The 18,481-nt window shown below is 47.5% G+C and carries 21 protein-coding genes; 13 read left to right on the top strand and 8 right to left on the bottom strand.

Translation table 11 applies throughout. From position 1 onward, the window contains the following. Nucleotides 1–303: 303 nt before the first annotated feature. Both ACEN86_RS11915 and ACEN86_RS11910 read left to right on the top strand, forming a co-directional pair. The gene (locus ACEN86_RS11915; RefSeq protein WP_495630860.1) at nt 304–897 is read left to right on the top strand and encodes a YdeI/OmpD-associated family protein; all 594 of its coding nucleotides are present in this window, start codon (nt 304–306) and stop codon (nt 895–897) included. 29 nt (nt 898–926) lie between these two features. Next, nucleotides 927–1,775, top strand: coding sequence for a copper amine oxidase N-terminal domain-containing protein (locus tag ACEN86_RS11910; RefSeq protein WP_495630859.1), 849 nt, complete (start codon nt 927–929; stop codon nt 1,773–1,775). Nucleotides 1,776–1,906: 131 nt separating this feature from the next. Here the strand turns inward: ACEN86_RS11910 and ACEN86_RS11905 are convergent, their stop codons facing one another. After that, entirely contained in the window at nt 1,907–2,821 is a 915-nt protein-coding gene (locus ACEN86_RS11905; RefSeq protein WP_495630858.1) for a DMT family transporter, read from the bottom strand. Between the two features lie 124 nt (nt 2,822–2,945). Between ACEN86_RS11905 and ACEN86_RS11900 the strand changes: the two genes are divergently transcribed. Continuing rightward, a complete protein-coding gene (locus tag ACEN86_RS11900) occupies nt 2,946–3,818 on the top strand; it encodes a LysR family transcriptional regulator (protein WP_495630857.1) in 873 nt (290 codons plus the stop codon). A gap of 117 nt (nt 3,819–3,935) precedes the next feature. On the opposite strand, the gene ACEN86_RS11895 is transcribed toward ACEN86_RS11900, so the two are convergent. Continuing rightward, nucleotides 3,936–5,438, bottom strand: a complete 1,503-nt coding sequence (locus tag ACEN86_RS11895) for a methyl-accepting chemotaxis protein (protein ID WP_495630856.1) — start codon at nt 5,436–5,438, stop codon at nt 3,936–3,938. Nucleotides 5,439–5,563: 125 nt separating this feature from the next. Further along, nucleotides 5,564–6,757, bottom strand: coding sequence for an MFS transporter (locus ACEN86_RS11890; protein WP_495630855.1), 1,194 nt, complete (start codon nt 6,755–6,757; stop codon nt 5,564–5,566). A gap of 179 nt (nt 6,758–6,936) precedes the next feature. On the opposite strand from ACEN86_RS11890, the gene ACEN86_RS11885 reads away from it, so the two are divergent. From ACEN86_RS11885 to ACEN86_RS11845, 9 genes are all read left to right on the top strand, one after another. Then, the gene (locus ACEN86_RS11885) at nt 6,937–8,274 is read left to right on the top strand and encodes an ABC transporter substrate-binding protein (protein WP_495630854.1); all 1,338 of its coding nucleotides are present in this window, start codon (nt 6,937–6,939) and stop codon (nt 8,272–8,274) included. A 28-nt stretch (nt 8,275–8,302) separates the two neighbouring features. Further along, nucleotides 8,303–9,232 carry a carbohydrate ABC transporter permease gene (locus tag ACEN86_RS11880; RefSeq protein ID WP_495630853.1) on the top strand — a complete coding sequence of 310 codons (930 nt, stop codon included), beginning with the start codon at nt 8,303–8,305 and terminating at the stop codon, nt 9,230–9,232. Next, nucleotides 9,232–10,122 (top strand): carbohydrate ABC transporter permease, encoded by an 891-nt coding sequence (locus ACEN86_RS11875; RefSeq protein WP_495630852.1) that lies wholly within the window; start codon nt 9,232–9,234, stop codon nt 10,120–10,122. Before ACEN86_RS11880 ends, ACEN86_RS11875 begins: the two co-directional genes overlap by 1 nt. A 225-nt stretch (nt 10,123–10,347) precedes the next feature. Then, a complete protein-coding gene (locus ACEN86_RS11870) occupies nt 10,348–10,899 on the top strand; it encodes a glutathione peroxidase (protein WP_495634285.1) in 552 nt (183 codons plus the stop codon). 142 nt (nt 10,900–11,041) lie between these two features. Beyond that, on the top strand, nt 11,042–11,734 hold the full coding sequence (locus tag ACEN86_RS11865; protein WP_495630851.1) for an AzlC family ABC transporter permease: 693 nt from the start codon (nt 11,042–11,044) through the stop codon (nt 11,732–11,734). Next, nucleotides 11,725–12,054 carry an AzlD domain-containing protein gene (locus tag ACEN86_RS11860; RefSeq protein ID WP_495630850.1) on the top strand — a complete coding sequence of 110 codons (330 nt, stop codon included), beginning with the start codon at nt 11,725–11,727 and terminating at the stop codon, nt 12,052–12,054. Before ACEN86_RS11865 ends, ACEN86_RS11860 begins: the two co-directional genes overlap by 10 nt. 140 nt (nt 12,055–12,194) lie before the next feature. Continuing rightward, a complete protein-coding gene (locus ACEN86_RS11855; RefSeq protein WP_495630849.1) occupies nt 12,195–13,052 on the top strand; it encodes a carbon-nitrogen hydrolase family protein in 858 nt (285 codons plus the stop codon). Between the two features lie 44 nt (nt 13,053–13,096). Then, nucleotides 13,097–13,789 (top strand): GNAT family N-acetyltransferase, encoded by a 693-nt coding sequence (locus tag ACEN86_RS11850; RefSeq protein WP_495630848.1) that lies wholly within the window; start codon nt 13,097–13,099, stop codon nt 13,787–13,789. Between the two features lie 5 nt (nt 13,790–13,794). Next, a complete protein-coding gene (locus tag ACEN86_RS11845; protein WP_495634284.1) occupies nt 13,795–14,466 on the top strand; it encodes a GNAT family protein in 672 nt (223 codons plus the stop codon). Nucleotides 14,467–14,515: 49 nt separating this feature from the next. Here the strand turns inward: ACEN86_RS11845 and ACEN86_RS11840 are convergent, their stop codons facing one another. Both ACEN86_RS11840 and clpP read right to left on the bottom strand, forming a co-directional pair. Continuing rightward, a complete protein-coding gene (locus tag ACEN86_RS11840; protein ID WP_495630847.1) occupies nt 14,516–14,947 on the bottom strand; it encodes a MarR family winged helix-turn-helix transcriptional regulator in 432 nt (143 codons plus the stop codon). A gap of 126 nt (nt 14,948–15,073) precedes the next feature. Beyond that, entirely contained in the window at nt 15,074–15,658 is a 585-nt protein-coding gene (gene clpP / locus ACEN86_RS11835) for an ATP-dependent Clp endopeptidase proteolytic subunit ClpP (RefSeq protein WP_495634283.1), read from the bottom strand. 162 nt (nt 15,659–15,820) lie between these two features. Here clpP and ACEN86_RS11830 point away from each other — a divergent pair, with 162 nt between their 5' ends. Further along, nucleotides 15,821–16,381, top strand: a complete 561-nt coding sequence (locus ACEN86_RS11830) for an NADPH-dependent FMN reductase (protein ID WP_495630846.1) — start codon at nt 15,821–15,823, stop codon at nt 16,379–16,381. Between the two features lie 105 nt (nt 16,382–16,486). Here the strand turns inward: ACEN86_RS11830 and ACEN86_RS11825 are convergent, their stop codons facing one another. From ACEN86_RS11825 to ACEN86_RS11815, 3 genes are all read right to left on the bottom strand, one after another. After that, on the bottom strand, nt 16,487–16,618 hold the full coding sequence (locus ACEN86_RS11825) for a DUF4023 family protein (protein WP_433943017.1): 132 nt from the start codon (nt 16,616–16,618) through the stop codon (nt 16,487–16,489). A 94-nt stretch (nt 16,619–16,712) separates the two neighbouring features. Next, on the bottom strand, nt 16,713–17,543 hold the full coding sequence (locus tag ACEN86_RS11820) for a carbohydrate ABC transporter permease (protein WP_495630845.1): 831 nt from the start codon (nt 17,541–17,543) through the stop codon (nt 16,713–16,715). Beyond that, entirely contained in the window at nt 17,543–18,430 is an 888-nt protein-coding gene (locus ACEN86_RS11815; protein WP_495630844.1) for a carbohydrate ABC transporter permease, read from the bottom strand. The genes ACEN86_RS11820 and ACEN86_RS11815 overlap by 1 nt, the downstream gene beginning before the upstream one ends. Nucleotides 18,431–18,481: the final 51 nt, after the last annotated feature.

Here is an 18,481-nt window from a genome sequence, read left to right as displayed (position 1 = left end):
AAAAAGACGCATTGTTATTGTTTCTCCTGGATTATTAGCCTTGAGTGCAGCTTTCCTGTTTTAACACCTGCTGCTGGACAGCTTTTTGGAAATACAAGGCTTGAAGAGAAGCTACGAGTTTTATATTAGCATTAAGAAAGATTACCCGCCGGTTGATTACAATATCCGAGGGACAAGCTGGATTTGTCTGAAGGATGAGGTCATTATAATGAAGAATATCACTAAAGAGGAAAGAGATTTTGAATGAGAAATAGTCAATGTTAGACTCCGTAAATCGAAATAATCATAGAGGGAGCATACGTGATGACGAGCAGCAGATTGAATCCTAAGGCCGATGAATTTATAAGTCGATCTAATAAGTGGAAGGAAGAATATGAGAAGTTGAGAATGATTGTTCTTGACTGTGACCTGACCGAAGAATTCAAATGGATGCACCCTTGCTATACATATGAGAATAAGAACATAGTGTTAATTCATGGTTTCAAAGAGTACTGTGCGCTTCTGTTTCACAAAGGTGTCTTGTTACAGGATGCCCATGGGATTCTAATTCAGCAAACGGAAAATGTCCAGGCGGCACGCCAGGTTCGATTCAGGAATGTTCAGGAAATCGTAGAGATGGAGTCCATCTTGAAAACCTACATTCATGAAGCCATCGAAGTTGAAAAATCTGGACTGGAAGTAGATTTCAAAAAAACTGAAGATTACATCATTCCTGAAAAATTTCAAAATAAACTCAGTCATTTGCCCGCTTTAAAATCTGCTTTTGAAGCATTAACACCGGGACGGCAGAGAGCATACCTTCATTATTTTGCTGCACCCAAACAATCTAAAACCCGCGAGTCACGGATTGAGAAATATACGCAGAAGATTTTAGACGGAAAGGGATTAAATGATTAATGAATATTTAGTAAAGGAATGATTCAAAAATGAAGAAATTTATCCCGCTAATTATTCTCGCATTAACGATTTTCACATCGCCATACGCTTATGCAGCAGACCTGTCGATCAAAATTGATGGTATTGTTGTCGTATCTGACGTGAGGCTTGAAGTGAAGGACAATCGGACGATGGTGCCTTTGCGTATTATTGGTGAGAGTTTGGGAGCTAAGATCGAATATTCGAAGTCTCAAGTAACTTTAACTGCAGATGGTATTAGAGTGACTTTGCAGCCGAACAGCAGCACGGTTGTGCAGAATGGGGTAACTGTGAAGCTGGATGTTAAGACGTATGTCAAAAATAATCGCATTTACGTTCCGCTCCGTTTTATCGCAGAAACGTTTGGCTGCAAGGTAAATTACAGCAAGTCTGGTGTAACTGTCGATACGGCTCCATTAATCATAGAAGTCCGGCAAGTGAAGGCATTGCAGGAAGAATATCATATGACTATGGGCGGTGTCGTACAGCAAATTTATGGGAACGCATATAACAGGGCCATTTACAATATGTTTGTACATAACTTAGGTACCCAGGTCGATGCTCCTGCTAATTACTCATGGAGTCTTAACCTAGATGTACCGGGTTCCTATTACAAAAATGTACAATATGACTTCCTGGACCAGAAAGGAAAGAGCGTGAAGCGCTTCGATATTTACACCATACCTCCGGGTTCTATTTCAAATGACACTGTGAAGGAATATCCTCGTGTTTTGGTGTATGAGAGTTCTGAGCATCAATGGTATTTGTTTAACGAGACCGCGTTAGAATCCATCGATCTTTTGATTAACTCGGCAGATCTTAACGGATTTGTGAAGCTTATCAGCAATACGGCTGCTTAGATAATTCAACTCACGAAGGGCACCCAAATAGTGCCTTGATCATATCTCAAAAAGGGGCACCCGCCGGGAGCCCTTTTTAATTAAAGAATTTCTTTCAGACATGTCTATCCGAAAGTTGGATACTTCAGTCATTACGAGACAGTTGTACACTCCTTGTCACCTAACCCATGCTCTAAATTAGGCACTCTTCTAGGGGAATCGCCCCGATTAACCCAATAAATACCTAGGCAGACCAATACACATCCAACCACCGCCTCCCAAGCAACATGTTCTCCCAAGAGTATCCAGCTGCTGAGAACACCGAAGATAGGCGCCAGGAATAAGAAAGAGCTTGTTTTGCCGGGCTCTCCTTGATTCAGTAGGTAAAACCAGACGGAGAATTGTACGATCGAACACATGATAGCAAGCCACACTACAACTACTATTGAAGTTACATTTATATACAAGTAGACATGCTCCGTCAGAAGGCTTAATAGAAGAAGAATGATCCCTCCGAACAACATCTGGTATGCGGCTAGTACGGTCATATGGAATTGGCTGCCCCAACGCTTGATGAGCAGGGTAGCCACCGCGAAGCAAAGTGCCCCGAGTAACGCGATCCATGTACCCGGCTGAAGGCCGATATGAAATCCAAAGCTGAGAGCAATTCCGGTGAACCCGAGCGCAACACCAAGCCATTGAAGCGGTTGATAGCGAACACCGTTAAACAGAGTTCCGAACAGAACTACAATCAGCGGGCTTGAGCTTGTAATGATGGCCGACTCACCCGATGTAATCCAGTGCATGCTGTAATAGGCGCAGCCCATGACTCCCACAGATTGAACCAAGCCGATGACAGCAGCCTTCATCCATCCCGATAAGTGCTGCGGTTGAGGCAGCTTCCTCACTATAGTCCAGCCAGCCAGGATGCCTCCGGCCAAGACAAATCTTATCCCTATCAGCAGGAATGGGGCTATATAAGCCATCCCTATCTTCCCGACAGGAAATGCCACGCCCATTAACAAGGTAGTAAAGATGATTAGCACGTAATATTTCTGATTGCTCATTCCAAATCCCTCCATCTGATTGTTGGTAGTATAGTCATTGTAATTTCACACAGGTTTCATGTAAAATGATTATAAATGAATCTTGAGATCACTTATAACGATATCAAAGACAGGAGGAGTGAATATGGAAAGTGCCGATCTTCGTGTATTCTTAGCGGTTGCCAGGGAAGGATCGATCACGAAGGCCGCCGCACGGCTGGGTTATGTCCAGTCCAATGTGACGGCAAGAATACAACAGCTTGAGGCCGAGCTGCAGACTGTGCTCTTTCATCGTCATAATCGGGGAATGAAGACGACTTCCAGCGGAGACAATCTGCTTATGTATGCGGAACGGGTCGTCTCCTTGCTGGAGGAGGCTTCTCGCGCGATGACGGTGTCCTCGGAACCGAGTGGTCCGCTGCGGCTCGGATCGCTGCAGACAACCGCGGCGGTTCGGCTTCCTAAGCTTTTGAGCGCCTATCACAGGAAGTATCCGGAAGTTGCACTATCCCTGACTACGGGTCAATCCCGGGAACTTATTGAAAAGGTTCTGCACTACGAGCTGGATGGAGCTTTCGTGGCTCTGCATGACCGAAACGCTGACATCCATGCAGTACCCGTGTTTGAGGAAGAGCGGCTTATCGTCTCAGAACAAGGAATTCAGACCTTGGATGAGGCATTGACCAAGCCGATCCTCGTGTTCAGCTCAGGCTGCTCCTATCGTGAACTGTTGGAGGAATGGCTGCGGTCGCGTGGAATCTTCACGTTCAATGTAATGGAGTTTGGTACTCTGGAGGCCATAATCGGCGGGGTCACCGCCGGACTGGGCATTTCGCTCCTGCCGAAGTCGGTCATCAGCCGAACGGCTGAGGCCGGACTCGTTCATTTGCACCCGATTCCCGAGAAATACAGATATTCGTCAACATTTTTTGTTACCCGGCGAGACAGCTTTATCCCTAGCTCGCTGCAGGAGTTGATGCGAATGATGACGAGAGAGCAGGAGAGCATTCGGATGTAACTCCTTCGAAGAGAATAGCACATTAAAAAGCGGCAGTCCCAAGGCTAGTGCTCTAGTCCTTGGGCTGCCGCTGCTTATTTGAATCTGTGTTAATATGAGTGTCCCTAACCTTACATACTACACTGCTTCCTGTGTCTGAGCCAGATTGCTTAGTGCTGTCTCGTTACGCTTGATTCGATCAAGCACAATGCTGTTCTGATTGACTAAGGATTCAATTGTGGCCGATAGTTCCTCCAGCGTCGCAGAAGTCTGCTGGCTAACCGATGCCAAATGCTCCGAGGATTCCTCAATGGATCGGGAGGAGGACTGGATGGTTGTAATGGACTTATCATAATGAGTTGTTCTCTCATTGATCTCTTTAACGGAGTTGTTAATCTCTGCGAACACGTCCCGGGTCTCCAGCGTCATTGCCAGACAATCCTTCATCTGATCAGAGATCGTATTCATATGAACCTGGGTCTGACCGGACCGATCAATGACAGCTAGTAAGTTGCTGGAGATCTCGTCCGCAGCTCTTGCAGATGAATCGGCGAGCTTACGAATTTCAGAAGCTACAACAGCGAAGCCTTGTCCGCTCTCACCGGCTCTTGCGGCTTCAATACTTGCATTCAGTGACAATAGATTAGTCTGTGAAGCAATGTCCTGCAGGGTGACAATCAGCTCGGAGGAGCCTTTGATCTGGGCAGCCAGGTCATTCACCTGATCGCTTACGGCTTGAATTTGTCCGCTGAAATCCTTAATCATCAGGTACATCTCATCCACCGTGGCATCTCCCCGTTCGGAGGAATCCGCAGCATCCTGGATGCCTGCACGAAGCTGACCCAGTGATTGGAACATATCTTCAAGCTGGGAGTTGCTGCTCTTCACCGATTCCGAAATCGTTACCAGAACTTCAGATTCGGATACGACCCCTTTCGTAATTTCATGAAAGGCGTTATTCATCTCGCCAAAGGAGACTGCGTTCTCGCTGCTTCCCTGTGAAATGAGCTCCATATTCTCGGAGATCGTTCTTACATTCTCACGAAGTGACTTCTCATGCTCGGTAATTTGCGCCATTAGCGTTTCTGTTCTTGTTTGAGTCTCGGCCAAATTCTTGATCATTCGGTTGGCAACCTTCTGGAAGGCAATCAAGATCACAACCACAATGATATAGTAGAACCAAAGTCCAATCATACTATCTTTATTAAGTCCATATGTAACGGCATTCTTGAACATGTTCAACCACAGAATATAGGCTCCGGCGACTGAGCCGGTAATGAGAACTTTGTTGTCCATATAGATTAGCGATACGGCTAATATGAAGAACACCTGAAACAGATTAGAGATGCTGGGCATATAAATCGTTGATACTGTGAAAATAGCGATAATACCGCCGATGGCTACATAAGGTATGGCTTGTTCTAATCTTCTGCCGTAATGCAGGACTCCAATAACCGCGAGCACAACGAGATCAAGAATAGACATAAGAATCTTGATATTCATACTCTGGTTAACGGAAAGATACGTAGCTTCCGCAAGCACCACAGTCACGGCCAGCGCTTTAAAGATTAAATCGTTCTTCCTGCGTACATCCTCCTTTCTAATTGTTGATAAGCTGGAATTCTGCTGCTCTCCTGACATTCTCTCCATTCCCCTATCAAATTAAATTATATGTGTTCATAATAGCATAGGATTTTAAGGAAATATACGACATTTTTCGTGTCTACCTTCAGGACAAAAGGATGAAATTTTGTTGATTCAAGTCCTTATTTAACTATAGGCACCATTTCTATTGGTCCTGATTTTGGCTGGTCTTTCTCGTTCATCCGGAATACGAACCATGCCGCTGGAACCAGAGCAATAACCCCGAGTAGAACAAAGCAGGTCTGAATATTGAACATTTGCAGCATAAGCATGCCTGCGAACGGACCGAGAGCACCCCCGACATTGGTAAGCAGAGCCACATCCGAGAAAAACCCGGCCTCGTCCTCATGCTTTCTGGATTCCTCAATCGACAGCGTCTCCTGAGCGATCCCGGTAAAGCTGCCAATCAGGTCGCGGACAATTTGAAGGCCGAGCAGTACCGCATAAGTGTGGGAAAGGCCATATAAGCTGACAGTACACATCAGCAGGGCATACCCGATCAGCAGCGTATTTCGATAACAGAACCGCTTGATCAAGCGGCGTCCGAGCGGGATGCATATCGCAGATACCACACCCGAGCAGATGGAGAACAGCGCAATCTGCATATTGCTGAAATGCAGCACATTAACATGGTAGATCACCCACAGCGAGCCTGGGAGAGCGCCGCCCAGTGACATGAAGCCAACCATAATGAGGAACGGACTTAGTCTGCGTAGCGGGGGTTTCCACTTAAGCTTGATCTTCTTCGATTCTTTTGGCGCCAGACGGGCCATTAGATTCATCCCGGTGAATGTGCACACCGCTCCAATGATCATGCAGATGAAGTAGTTATAGGGAAAAATCGTATCATAACGGTCGAGCAGCGTACTGGCACTGTAGGAGCATACGATGGTAACCAGAATGGCGATAATGCGGATGTTACCGAACAATGTCGACATGTTCGAATCAGCCACATTGTGCTTGATTAGAGAGTGCTGCTGCACGTTCAGAATCATGACCACGATGCAGTTAACCGACCAGAAGACCAGAATCCAGGCAATCGAATGAGGCAGCAGAACGGCAAATGCGATGCACAGAAAAGCCATTTGCCGCAGAATACCGGCAGAATAATAGACCTTGAAGTTGCAGGGCAGCAGCCGCGTCACAAAGACGACCGAGATCGCAGACATCAGCGGCGGGAGCGAAGTGGAAAGTGTAATTTCGAGCGGTGAAGCTCCAAGTCTCGCAATTAATATGGGAAGGAACATAAAAAACAAAATATTTTTCATATTTTGCAGAACGGCATCAATATAAATCCTGGTTTCGGGCTTCAACATGTCATCTCCTAGAAGTATTTCGCTGTTTAAAAAGGTTTGCACTGGTTTACATCGGAATTTGCTGCTTGGAAATGAATAAAAGCGGCTCTACAATTTTTGGAAAATACATAATCTGATACAATTCGAGCTTGCTTGGTTAAGTAGTGTATACAGCTGATTACAAAATAGGGGGACATATAATGAAGTTTGGAAAAAATATCAAATCCTGGGCTATCACACTAGCTATTCTTTGTTCATTCTCAGTTCTAACTGCTTGTTCAGGGGGCAGCTCAGGAGGTCCTGCCGGTACGGCCTCTACGAACGAGACGAATGGCAAATCAGAAGATGGCAAAGTGGTGCTGAACTACTGGACATGGTGGGGCTCTGAGACACGCAGACCGATTGTGGAGAAGCTGGTCGATGATTTCAATAAGTCACAGGATAAAATTATTGTGAAACACAGCTATTATCCTTTCTCCGATATTTTCACCAAGGAGCTTGCTGCGGTAAGTGCAGGCAATCCGCCAGACATTATGATGAACGATATTAATACGGTACAGCAGCGTGCCAGCAAGAAGCAGGCAATCAATTTATCCAAATACGTCGAGCAAAGTAAAGTAAAGGACCGGTTCTTCCCGGAACTCTGGAACACGGTACTGTATCAGGGAGAGCCGTACGCATTGCCTTTCAATACAGACACCCGGATGATGTTCTACAACAAGGATGATTTCAAGGCAGCCGGACTTGATCCAGAGAAATTCCCTACCACTTGGGAGGAGCTGGACAAGGTCGCAGCCAAGCTGGACAAGAAGGATGGAGACAAGTTCACCCATATCGGGTACTCGCCGCAGTTCAACTCGGACTGGAATCTGCTTCAGCTTAATTTTGATCAAGGCCGCAATTTCTTCGATGAGAACGGAAAGCCAGTCGTTAATGCGCCGGCCAAAGCAGAAGCCATGCAGTACATTCTGGATAATGCCAAGCGCCTCGGCCAAAGCAATATTGACGCCTTCAAAGCTGACTTTGGCAGCAAGCAGGCCAATCCGTTCATCGCAGGCAAAGTGTCGATCTGGACAGACGTAACGAACTTCTACACCCAAATCCGGGATTACGGACCAAATCTTAATTTTGGTGTCGCACCACTTCCGGAGACCAAACCGGGCTCAGGTCATTACAGTGTCGGTGGGGGCTTCGTTATTGAGATTCCTTACGGATCCAAGCATCCGGATGAAGCCTTTGAATTCCTGAAATATATGACAGATGTTCAGGCGCAGACGTATTGGGCGCAGAAGAACTTTGACAACGTAGCCAACAAGGAAGCTTCGAACAATCCGGAGCTGCAAAAGAATCCGGTATACAAAGCATCCGTTGATAATTTGGCTGTAACCAAGATGACGCCGAACCCGTTATTTGCGCCGGACTATATTAATCTGATTAATCCTCAGCGGGATGCGATTATGCTTGGAGAGAAATCAGTCCCAGATGGCCTTAACCAGGCCCAGGCCGATGTGGAGAAGTTAATTTCGAACAACAAATAAGCCAAGCATATAGAAAGAAGGTAGGATCATGGCCCGAACAGCGGCAAGTTCTCAGGGCAGCTCTCTCAGACGCAGGGAAGCTTGGCAGGGTTATATTTTTGCCAGCCCCTGGATTGTTGGATTTCTGCTATTCACGGCGGGTCCTCTGTTGTTCTCCCTGTACGCGAGCTTTACGAATTACGATATTACCTCCAGGATGGACTGGATCGGAATACAGAACTATGACACGATGTTCAATCACGATCCTTTATTCTGGAAGTCACTAAGAAACACCCTATATTTCGTTGTGATCAGTGTGCCACTTCAGACCGCTGGGGGATTACTGCTTGCTGTGATTCTGAACCGGAAGGTGGCAGGCATCCGCTTGTTCCGTACAGTATTCTATCTGCCCTCAATCTTGTCAGGGGTTGGCGTGTATGTACTGTGGATGATGCTTCTCTCGCCAAGTGCGGGGCTTGTCAATCTTATGCTGAGCTGGGTAGGGATCGACGGCCCGGCCTGGTTAACCGATCCGGCTTGGACCAAGAATGCCGTAATCCTGATGAAGATCTGGGGAGCTGGCGGGATGATGCTGCTATACTTGGCAAGCCTGCAAGCCGTTCCCCAGCAGCTATATGAAGCGGCTGAACTGGACGGAGCAGGGAAGTTACGCAAGTTCTGGCATGTTACTCTTCCGATGATCACCCCGGTGATTTTCTTCGAGATCGTGACGGGCATGATAGGAGGATTCCAAATCTTCCAAGAGGGCTATGTTATGGGTTATAACAATGACCCGGGAGCGCCGATGAACTCACTGCTCTTTTATAATCTGCATATGTTCCTTAAAGCCTTTAAAGTGTTCGATATGGGCTATGCCATGGCCATGGCCTGGTTCCTGTTCCTGATCGTACTTGTCCTAACCCTGATTAACCTGACTTTGTCCAGATTCTGGGTTCACTATGAAGGGGGAGAGCGCTGATGAGTCTCTTGGCTGCACAGGAGCAAGCTCGCGTGAAGAAGCTAAGTGCCCCCCAGAGAAAGGTGAAGAGCAAATGGGCGGCGGTTATTTTATACGTTATCATGATCGGCTTAGGTTTGCTTCTGTTGACACCACTTTTCTGGATGCTCTCCACATCCTTGAAGTCCATGCAGGAGATCATGTCGTACCCGCCAACCTTGTTCCCTAAGGTGATCCACTGGGAGAATTACCAGCATGCGTGGGAGAAAGGGAACTTTGCGAGATATACATTGAATACACTGCTGCTGGCAGGCGTTGGCGTGTTCTCCCATGTGCTCTCGAATACGTTCGTAGCTTATGGATTCGCCAAGATCAGATTCCCCGGCAAAAAACTGTTGTTCTCGGTGATGCTCGGTACGATGATGATTCCAAGCTTTGTTACTCTGATCCCGCAGTATATTCTGTTCTCGAAATTATCATGGATCAATACCTACTACCCGCTTACCGTACCAGGCTTCTTCGGCAGTGCCTTTCAGATCTTCCTGATTCGTCAATTCTTCCTGACCATTCCGAATGAGTTGATTGAAGCAGGGAAGGTGGACGGCGCTAGCCATTACCGAATCTGGTGGCAGCTCATGCTTCCACTGTCGCTGCCCGTGATTGCAACCGTAGCAATCATGACCTTCCAAGGGGCGTGGAATGATTTCACCGGGCCTCTGATCTATATCAACTCAGAATCTCTATTCAATCTGCAGATTGGACTTCAATCCTTCAAAGGCACGGAGTCAACCCAGTGGCATTATCTGATGGCCGGTTCGGTCATCGTGCTGCTGCCGGTAGTGCTGCTATTCTTCTTCTTCCAGAAGTACTTTATTGAAGGGATGAACATCACGGCTGGTACGAAGGGCTGAGCGGAAGAGGAAAGACAGCAAAGAACACCGAGTGGGCTAAGCCTGCTTGGTGTTCTTTGTGTTGCATGGCTATTAAACTGAGAATCAATAGCTTGCCTTATGAATAGTCATATTTATCAAATGAGCTATATTAATTCCCGGAACTTCAATAATTTTACTGGTGCCGCTGATTCATATTAGCTATTATATGATTGTGATTAACTTTTCGTAAGGGGATAACAAATGATGAGTATATATAATTTTAGCGCTAAGGCGATGAATGGTAAGGAAATCTCTTTGGAGCAGTATAAAGGCAAGACTGTATTGATCGTGAATACGGCAAGTGAATGCGGATTCACATTCCAGTATGAGGACCTTCAACGCTTGTATGACCGGTATAAGGAGAAGGACTTTGTGATTCTGGGATTCCCGTCGAACCAGTTCGCAGACCAGGATCCGGGGACGAATGATCAGATCAACACCTTCTGCACGCTGAATTACGGGGTATCTTTTCCCATGTTCCAGAAGGTGGAGGTTCGTGGAGAGAACGCTCATCCGTTGTTCAATTATTTGGCCTCCAGCAAGCCATTTGAGGGATTTAACCATTCACATCCGGTCGCCAAAATTCTGATGGACATTATTAATGAGAAGCACCCCGAGTATATGACTGGAGACTCGATTAAATGGAATTTCACGAAATTCCTGATTAATAAAGAAGGGGAAGTCGCCAAGAGATTTGAAGCTACGACCGATCCGCTCGATATGGAACAGGATATTGAGAGTGTCCTTCAAGCCTGATAATTAGAATAATGTCCATAAGGCTCTTGCGCTGCAAGAGCTTTTTGCCGTCCATGTACAGGAAATGTCCTTTTCCAGACTGGATGTTATAATATAAATTCAATTGTTATGGACAACATGAGAAGAAAGGGCAGAAAGTATCGTGGATCGAGAAGAATTTATCAGGGGAGTAAAAGATTGTGTTCCTACTTTACTTGGGTATCTAAGTATAGGATTCGCCGCAGGAATCATTGAGAAAACGGCCGGACTCAGCATCATGGAGATTGGTCTGCTTAGCGTCCTTGTCTATGCGGGGTCCGCCCAGTTTATTTTTGCCGGAATGGTGAGCACAGGGGGCTCGTTAGTTGGAATCATCACTACCGTGTTCTTCATTAACCTCCGTCACCTGCTCATGAGCGCCGCCTTGTCTCCTTACTTCCGGCAGCTGTCTTCGGTGAAGAACGCTATGATTGGTGTACTGCTTACCGATGAGACGTTCGGGGTGGCTTCAAGCGAGGTTGCACGGTCCGGCCGGCTGAATAACAGCTGGATGCAGGGGCTGAATCTGACGGCTTATTTGAACTGGATTGCCGCGAATCTGGCCGGGGCGTATTTGGGAGTATGGATTACGGATCCTGAGAAGCTCGGACTTGATTTTGCGCTGCCGGCTATGTTTGTGGGTCTGCTCGTTCTGCAAATCATGCACCGGAAGAAGTATGTTCTCGATGTCGTTGTTGGCCTTACTGCTATTCTGGTAGGCGTGCTCTGCGGATACTTCATTTCCAAAAGTGTCGGTGTGATTGCTGCAACTCTGGTTGCGGCGACGGTTGGGACGGTGATCGAAAGATGGAAGTAAGGTGGGATATATTCCTGCTTATTGCAGGCTGCGCGGTGGTTACGCTGCTGCCAAGAGTTGTGCCGCTCGTCCTGTTAAGCCGAATTGCACTGCCGGAGCCGCTTCTGAGATGGCTAAGCCATATTCCGATTGCGGTGATGGCGGCCTTAGTGGGACAAGAGCTCATCCAGATGGATCGCGGCTTTCAATTTAGTGAGCATCTGGACCTTGCTGCCGGTATCCTTACGTTTGCTGTTGCTCTCAAGACCCGCAATTTGTTGTGGACTGTGGTGATGGGATGCTTATTTGCCATGGTATTACGGCTCCTTGTGAACTCATGAATTCAGATTTGCGGGGCGAGCTGAAGAATCGTTGACAGTATCCTTTACCACACTAGGTTACTTGAATGTCAGTACTTGTTAAGAAAAACATCGCCAAGCATAATGAGAGTTATCACTATTGCGATAACAGAGGAGGACACATGAAACTTAGAGTATCCGCGGTTCAATACCGTTTGCATACGATTCGATCCTTTGAGGAATTTGCCAAGCAGGCGGAACACTATGTCAAGACCGCCGAAGAGTTCGGTACGGAGTTCCTGTTATTCCCTGAATTCTTCACTACCCAGCTGTTGTCGATAGGTAATGAGCAGGGGGAGGCCTTACCTATTCAAGATCTCCCCAGCTTCACGGAGGATTACCGTAATTTGTTCTCCAGGCTTGCAGCTCAAGCGGACATGCACATTATTGCCGGGACCCATGTAACAGAGCGGAACGGCAAATTATATAACACAGCCCACTTGTTCTACCCCGATGGGCGTGTTGCAGAGCAGGCCAAGCTGCATATTACACCTACTGAGGTACACGAATGGAATATGTCTGCAGGCGAGGGGGTTCAGGTATTCGAGACCGAGAAGGGAACCATTGCGATGCTGACCTGTTATGATATCGAATTCCCTGAAATTGTACGTATGGTGAAGGCGAAAGGTGCCGATGTTATCTTCTGCCCGTCCTGCACGGACGACCGCCACGGCTTCCATAGAGTGCGTTACACGAGTCATGCCAGAGCCATTGAGAATCAGGTATATGTAGTCACCACAGGTACAGTCGGGTCTCTTCCCACCGTTGATTTCATGAGAGGGAACTTTGGACAGGCAGCGGTGATTACCCCCAATGATGTACCATTTCCGCCGCAGGGCATTCTTGTTCAAGGTGAAATTAACGACGATATGATCGTTACTGCGGATCTGGATCTTCAGCTTCTATATGAGGTTCGGGAGCGGGGCTCTGTAACTACCTGGCGAGACCGGCGTACGGATTTGTATCCGGATTGGGAGTAATTTCGGATTGCATAGAGCAGCAGCCGCCCAAGGAGGACGATAGATTGTACCGTAAAGAGTTTTTTGTATATGATCAAGGCCGTCCGGTAAAAGCAGTCATTCGCAGCTACAAGGAAGAGGACTTTGCGGGCTTAATTCAGATTCAGCAGGAATGCTTTCCACCGCCTTTTCCATCTGAACTCTGGTGGGATGAGGAGCAGCTCCGGAACCATATTACACGGTTCCCTGAAGGGGCTTTATGTGTGGAGCTGAATGGGGAACTGGCCGGTTCCATGACCGGCCTGATTGTGGACTTCGATGACCGGCATCCGCTGCATACCTGGGAGGATATTACCGATCAGGGTTATATCCGCAACCATAATCCGAAGGGGAACACCCTCTATGTCGTGGATATTAGTGTCAGGCCCCGGTATCGCAAGCTGAGCCTAGGAAAGTGGCTCATGTTCTCGATGTATGAGACGGTGGTTCATCTTCAGCTCGAACGTCTGCTTGGCGGTGGACGAATGCCGGGTTATCATTTGAAGAAGGACGAGATGACCGCAGACCAATATGCGGGTGCAGTTATCACTGGAGAGCTTCAAGATCCGGTGATCTCCTTCCTGCTGAGATGCGGACGGACGCCGGTCCAGGTGGTTCCGAATTACTTGGAAGATGAGCAGTCCCTGAACTACGGATTACTGATGGAGTGGAAGAATCCGTTCCAGACAGCCACGAAAAGGAAGGAGAATGAAGCATGAGCAAGCTGGCATATGAACGCATTACAAGCATCGAAAGCCCGCTGTTTCCCCAAATGCATCAGCTGATGCAGGAGGTATTCCCGGACGAAGAGGTACTCGAATTTGATCTGTGGAAAGAGCCCTTGGAAGACCCGGGAATCCGGGTGTTCGTCGCCATTTATAATGGGGAGGTCGTCGGGACTACAGAATATCGTTATTACACGGACTTCAACGTGGCCATGACGGATTTCACTATTGTAGGCAAGCCTGGACTTGGAATCGGGCGCTTCTTGTGGAAGAAGAGACAGGAAGACCTTGATCGCTTAAGTCAGGAGAACGGCAAAGATCTGTATGGCATGTTCGCAGAGATCTATGATCCTTACCGGGTGAAGGAGCATACATTTGGCGGCGTGAAGACCATGGACCCTTATGTCCGCCGGGAAGTCCTGTCTCATCTAGGGTACAAAAAGCTCGATCTTGCTTATGTTCACCCTTCGTGGAACAATGACGGAGAGGGCGTCGAGGGCCTGGATCTCGGATTCATGCCGGCGGACGACAATCAAGATGAGATTCCAGCCTCACTGGTTGTTGACTTCCTGACTCGCTATTATACGGTTCTCCCGAATAAGCCCAAGGCTTGGTATGACATGATTAATGGGCTACAGGAGAAAGTTACAGTTCGCCTGCTCCCATTGTAAACATAGATGGGAAGAGATAAGAAGGCTCCTGCATCTGGCAGGAGCCTTCTTATTGTTGTACCGGATCGCCAACTAGCTTCCTATATAAGCTCGATAACTGTTGAAGCTCCTCATCTGTCAGCCTATCAAAAAAGCTGGTAAACTGGGAATTTCCTTCTTGGCGCGTCTTGGCAATCATATCCCGTCCGGCATCGGTAAGCTCAAGCTGGACGGACCTGCGGTCCTCTTCTCCACGGGTTCGGTGGATGAGACCCGCTTTCACCAGTGTGTCCGCAAGTCCGGTAATACCTCCGGTGGTAACCTTCAGGCTTGCAGCCAGTCTGGAGGGACTCTGAGGACCTTCCTCATGAAGCAGGCCCAGTATAAGTTCGTGATTTCTGGATAATCCGTTCGTATTTCGCTTGTTCCATTCCTTCTGCCACATTTGATAATGGCATTCGTAGAGCCGGGCTAAATTCTTCAGAAGCTCTGATCGGTTCATGTCCATCCCCCTCAGGGCGGTGTAGGTTCGCAGGGTTCATCTGTTCGTCCTCATTATTCTTAATCATAATATCACTAAGATTTTTAGGACTCAAGGAGGAAAGAACTCAGGGGGGATCAGGCTTCTCTATAGAGAGGTGATCACCTTGTCAATGATCCCGTACTCGGCAGCTTCCTCAGCCGACATGAAATAGTCGCGATCCATATCCCGCTCTACCTTACCCAGCGGTTGGCCGGTTCTGTCCGAGGTAATCTGAATCACTTTCTGGCGAACAAGCAGAATTCGCCGGGCACTTATTGCGATATCACTGGCCTGTCCTTGTGCACCTCCATGGGGCTGGTGTATCATAATTTCGCTGTTCGGCAGGGCGAATCTTTTGCCTTTGGTCCCGGCAAGCAGCAGCAGTGATCCGAAGGAGGCTGCAAAACCGGTGCAGATCGTATGGATATCCGGCTTAATATACTGCATCGTATCATAGATGCCGAATCCAGCGGTGGTAGAACCGCCCGGGCTGTTGATGTACATGTAAATGTCTTTGTCCGGATCTTCTGCCGACAAGAATAGCAGCTGGGCCGTAATGCTATTGGCAAGCTGATCATCAATGGCCGACCCCACGAAGACTATGCGGTCCTTAAGCAGTCTAGAGTATATATCGTAAGTTCGCTCACCCCGGCTCGTCTGTTCAACTACATAGGGAACATATTGGTTCATCATCCTACCTCCGTGTTAAGTGATATTGTCGTTACATCTACTTAACGAAGAGCAGAGGATGAAGGATACGTGAAGGTACGATGAACTTCCGCGGATCCGGACTTTTTTCAGTCCGCCACATGCTAGAATAAGCAAGAACTGAACGAATAAGGAGGGGTTAGGGTGAGTCACCGTCACTATCAAATTTTGATGATATCGGGAAGTTTGAAGCAGGAATCAATCAATACTGCCATTCTAAATGGTCTTTCTCTGCTGTCCGGTAAGGATATGAATATGGAATTCAAATTTTATAACGGTCTGAGCGAGCTGCCTCATTTCAATCCTGAACTAGATACAGAGCATGCCTTCGAGACGGTTGATCATTTTCGGGAACAGCTGCGCACTTCAGATGCGGTTATAATCTGTACGCCGGAATATGCAGCAGGGGTGCCGGGAACCCTCAAGAACGCTCTGGACTGGGTGGTATCCTCTGGAGAATTAATGAACAAGCCAGTCGCGGCAATCAGTGCCTCACCTTCCATGCAGGGCGGAGCCAAGGCGCTCGAATCCCTGGAGCTGACGTTAGGGATGATTGACGCAAGGTTGTTCGATGGAGGGATCGTCCGGATTCCCCTGGCTAGCAGGAATAAGTTAGGTCCTGACGGCGAAGTGACCGATACAGAGCTAAGACTTACCTTGCAGGGACTCCTCAATGCGCTTCGTAGTGAACTTGGCAGACAGTAAGGATCAGGAGTTGGAATAGTATCTTTGGATACGGCTTAATAAGAAAAGGGATGTTCGGGGTACGGCCCTGAACATCCCTTTTACTAGTGCCTCGTGTAAAGCCGGCTATTTGTTCGTACTGTGCTGCTTATTCGGGAGCTGGGAGCCGGGATTCCCTTTGGCCCGGTGTTTGTTCTTCTCGGCTTTCTTCTGGTTATCATGCACTTTCTCAACAAATTCATGCAGGTCCTCAGTCATGTGATTGCCTCCTTAATTTAGGGTTCGTTGTTACTATAACCAAAGTAAGGATTTTGATGAGAGGGCCAGCACGGTGTATCTTGATATCAGCAATTTAGCCTTTTACGGCCCCTGCCACAACACCCTTGACAATATACTTCTGCAGTAGAATAAACACGATGATGGATGGGAGCACAGCCATTACCATCGCAGTCATGGCATACTGCCAATCCGAGGTATACTGCCCGACAAAAGTATAGGCTGCAAGCGTAAGCGTCTTTGTGACAGGAGAGCCATTAACCATAAGCAGAGGCAGAAGAAAGTCATTCCAGATCCACATGACATCGATAATGATGATGGTTGTGGTGACTGATTTCAGCAGTGGAAAGATGACCAAGAAGAACAGCTTAAATCCGGAAGCTCCGTCAATCGTAGCACTCTCGTCGATTTCCCTTGGGATACCTTTGATGAAACCATGATAAATGAAGACGGCAAGAGGTGCGCCGAACCCCCAGTACAGCAGTCCAAGTCCCCAAGTGCTTTCCGAAAGCTTCATGTCCTTGGCTAGCTGCAGAACGGTAAGCATAATCGATTGAAAAGGAATCAGCATGGGCATAATGCACAGCAGATAAATTACAGCACTATACTTGGTCTTGGTCCGTCCCAGCTTGTAGGCAGCAATGGAGGAGACGAGAATAATCCCAGCCAGACCGAGTACGGTGATGATCGTGTTATTGAGGAATAGTCTTGGATAGTTAATGAAATTCCATACATAAGAATAGTTGGCGAAAGACAACTTATGCGGAAGAGCGATGACATCGGTCATAACCTCCTGAAAGCTCTTGAACGAGTTAAGGATCGTTAAGATCAGAGGAAGAATAAACAGCAGTGAGACAAGAAACATTACGACTTCTAGCAGGACACGTAGGGTTTGATTCCGTTTCATTATGCTTCAACCTCCCGACGTTTGAAAATAGTTAACTGTACAATGGTGACGAGCAGCACGGCTACGAACAATAGGAGTGCTTTTGCCGTTCCGTAACCATACAGGTTATTCTGGAACGTATCGCGGTAGATATCATAAGCCACGCTGTAGGTAGTACCACCCGGTCCTCCGCCGGTCAAGGATAGAATGACATCGAACACCTTAATCGAGTTCGTCAGCGCCATAAATACCGAAATGGTAATGGACGGAGCGAGAAGCGGAAGGGTAATGCTGAAGAATCTCCGGAAAGGTCCTGCACCATCCATTACAGCAGCTTCTTTCATATCATCAGGTACAGCCTGAAGACCGGCAATGTAGATGACCATATAGAACCCGATGGACTGCCAGATCGATACCCCTAGGATGGAGATAAAAGCCAGCCCCGGCTCACCTAGCCAGCTCAAGTGGAAGATACCCCAGCCTGTGCTGCTCCCCAGCGACTCAAAGCCCTGCATAAATATAAACTTCCATATGAAACCCACAATGACAAGACTTAGAATATAAGGGATGAAGAAGGCAGCTCGCAGCCATGCCGCTCCGCGAAGCTTCATATCGAGCACCAAAGCCAGCAGAATTGCCAGCACGTTCACAAGCACGATATACAGCAAAGCGTATTTGATTGTGAACCAAGCGGAAGAGCTGAAGTTCGCGTCATGCATGAAAATTTGCTTGAAGTTGTCCAGGCCAATGAACTTCGGATGCTTGGAAATCCCGTTCCACTTCGTGAAAGAGTACCGTATGGTCAAGGCAAACGGGATATAGAATGCAACGAACACACAAATCATTACGGGAAGTGTGAACAAACCAAACTCTAGTTTTTCCGTCCATTTTCTTCCTAATCTTCTCATAAAGCACCTCTTTTTTTGTCTGTACTGTCCATCATCCATCATGTCTTGTCT

The organism is Paenibacillus sp. Paensp111, assembly GCF_059492195.1.
The sequence above is the reverse complement of the archived record's forward strand: the minus strand, read 5'-3'. Positions and strand labels throughout refer to the sequence as shown.

Coding starts and splice junctions, on each gene's coding strand:
- ACEN86_RS11840 (WP_495630847.1), bottom strand. CDS start 14,947: ATGAACCGATCAGAGCTTCTGAAGAATTTAGCCCGGCTCTACGAATGC.
- ACEN86_RS11915 (WP_495630860.1), top strand. CDS start 304: ATGACGAGCAGCAGATTGAATCCTAAGGCCGATGAATTTATAAGTCGA.
- ACEN86_RS11825 (WP_433943017.1), bottom strand. CDS start 16,618: ATGACTGAGGACCTGCATGAATTTGTTGAGAAAGTGCATGATAACCAG.
- ACEN86_RS11855 (WP_495630849.1), top strand. CDS start 12,195: ATGAAACTTAGAGTATCCGCGGTTCAATACCGTTTGCATACGATTCGA.
- ACEN86_RS11875 (WP_495630852.1), top strand. CDS start 9,232: ATGAGTCTCTTGGCTGCACAGGAGCAAGCTCGCGTGAAGAAGCTAAGT.
- ACEN86_RS11860 (WP_495630850.1), top strand. CDS start 11,725: ATGGAAGTAAGGTGGGATATATTCCTGCTTATTGCAGGCTGCGCGGTG.
- ACEN86_RS11905 (WP_495630858.1), bottom strand. CDS start 2,821: ATGAGCAATCAGAAATATTACGTGCTAATCATCTTTACTACCTTGTTA.
- ACEN86_RS11880 (WP_495630853.1), top strand. CDS start 8,303: ATGGCCCGAACAGCGGCAAGTTCTCAGGGCAGCTCTCTCAGACGCAGG.
- ACEN86_RS11900 (WP_495630857.1), top strand. CDS start 2,946: ATGGAAAGTGCCGATCTTCGTGTATTCTTAGCGGTTGCCAGGGAAGGA.
- clpP (WP_495634283.1), bottom strand. CDS start 15,658: ATGAACCAATATGTTCCCTATGTAGTTGAACAGACGAGCCGGGGTGAG.
- ACEN86_RS11890 (WP_495630855.1), bottom strand. CDS start 6,757: ATGTTGAAGCCCGAAACCAGGATTTATATTGATGCCGTTCTGCAAAAT.
- ACEN86_RS11910 (WP_495630859.1), top strand. CDS start 927: ATGAAGAAATTTATCCCGCTAATTATTCTCGCATTAACGATTTTCACA.
- ACEN86_RS11820 (WP_495630845.1), bottom strand. CDS start 17,543: ATGAAACGGAATCAAACCCTACGTGTCCTGCTAGAAGTCGTAATGTTT.
- ACEN86_RS11870 (WP_495634285.1), top strand. CDS start 10,348: ATGAGTATATATAATTTTAGCGCTAAGGCGATGAATGGTAAGGAAATC.
- ACEN86_RS11895 (WP_495630856.1), bottom strand. CDS start 5,438: ATGTCAGGAGAGCAGCAGAATTCCAGCTTATCAACAATTAGAAAGGAG.
- ACEN86_RS11885 (WP_495630854.1), top strand. CDS start 6,937: ATGAAGTTTGGAAAAAATATCAAATCCTGGGCTATCACACTAGCTATT.
- ACEN86_RS11815 (WP_495630844.1), bottom strand. CDS start 18,430: ATGAGAAGATTAGGAAGAAAATGGACGGAAAAACTAGAGTTTGGTTTG.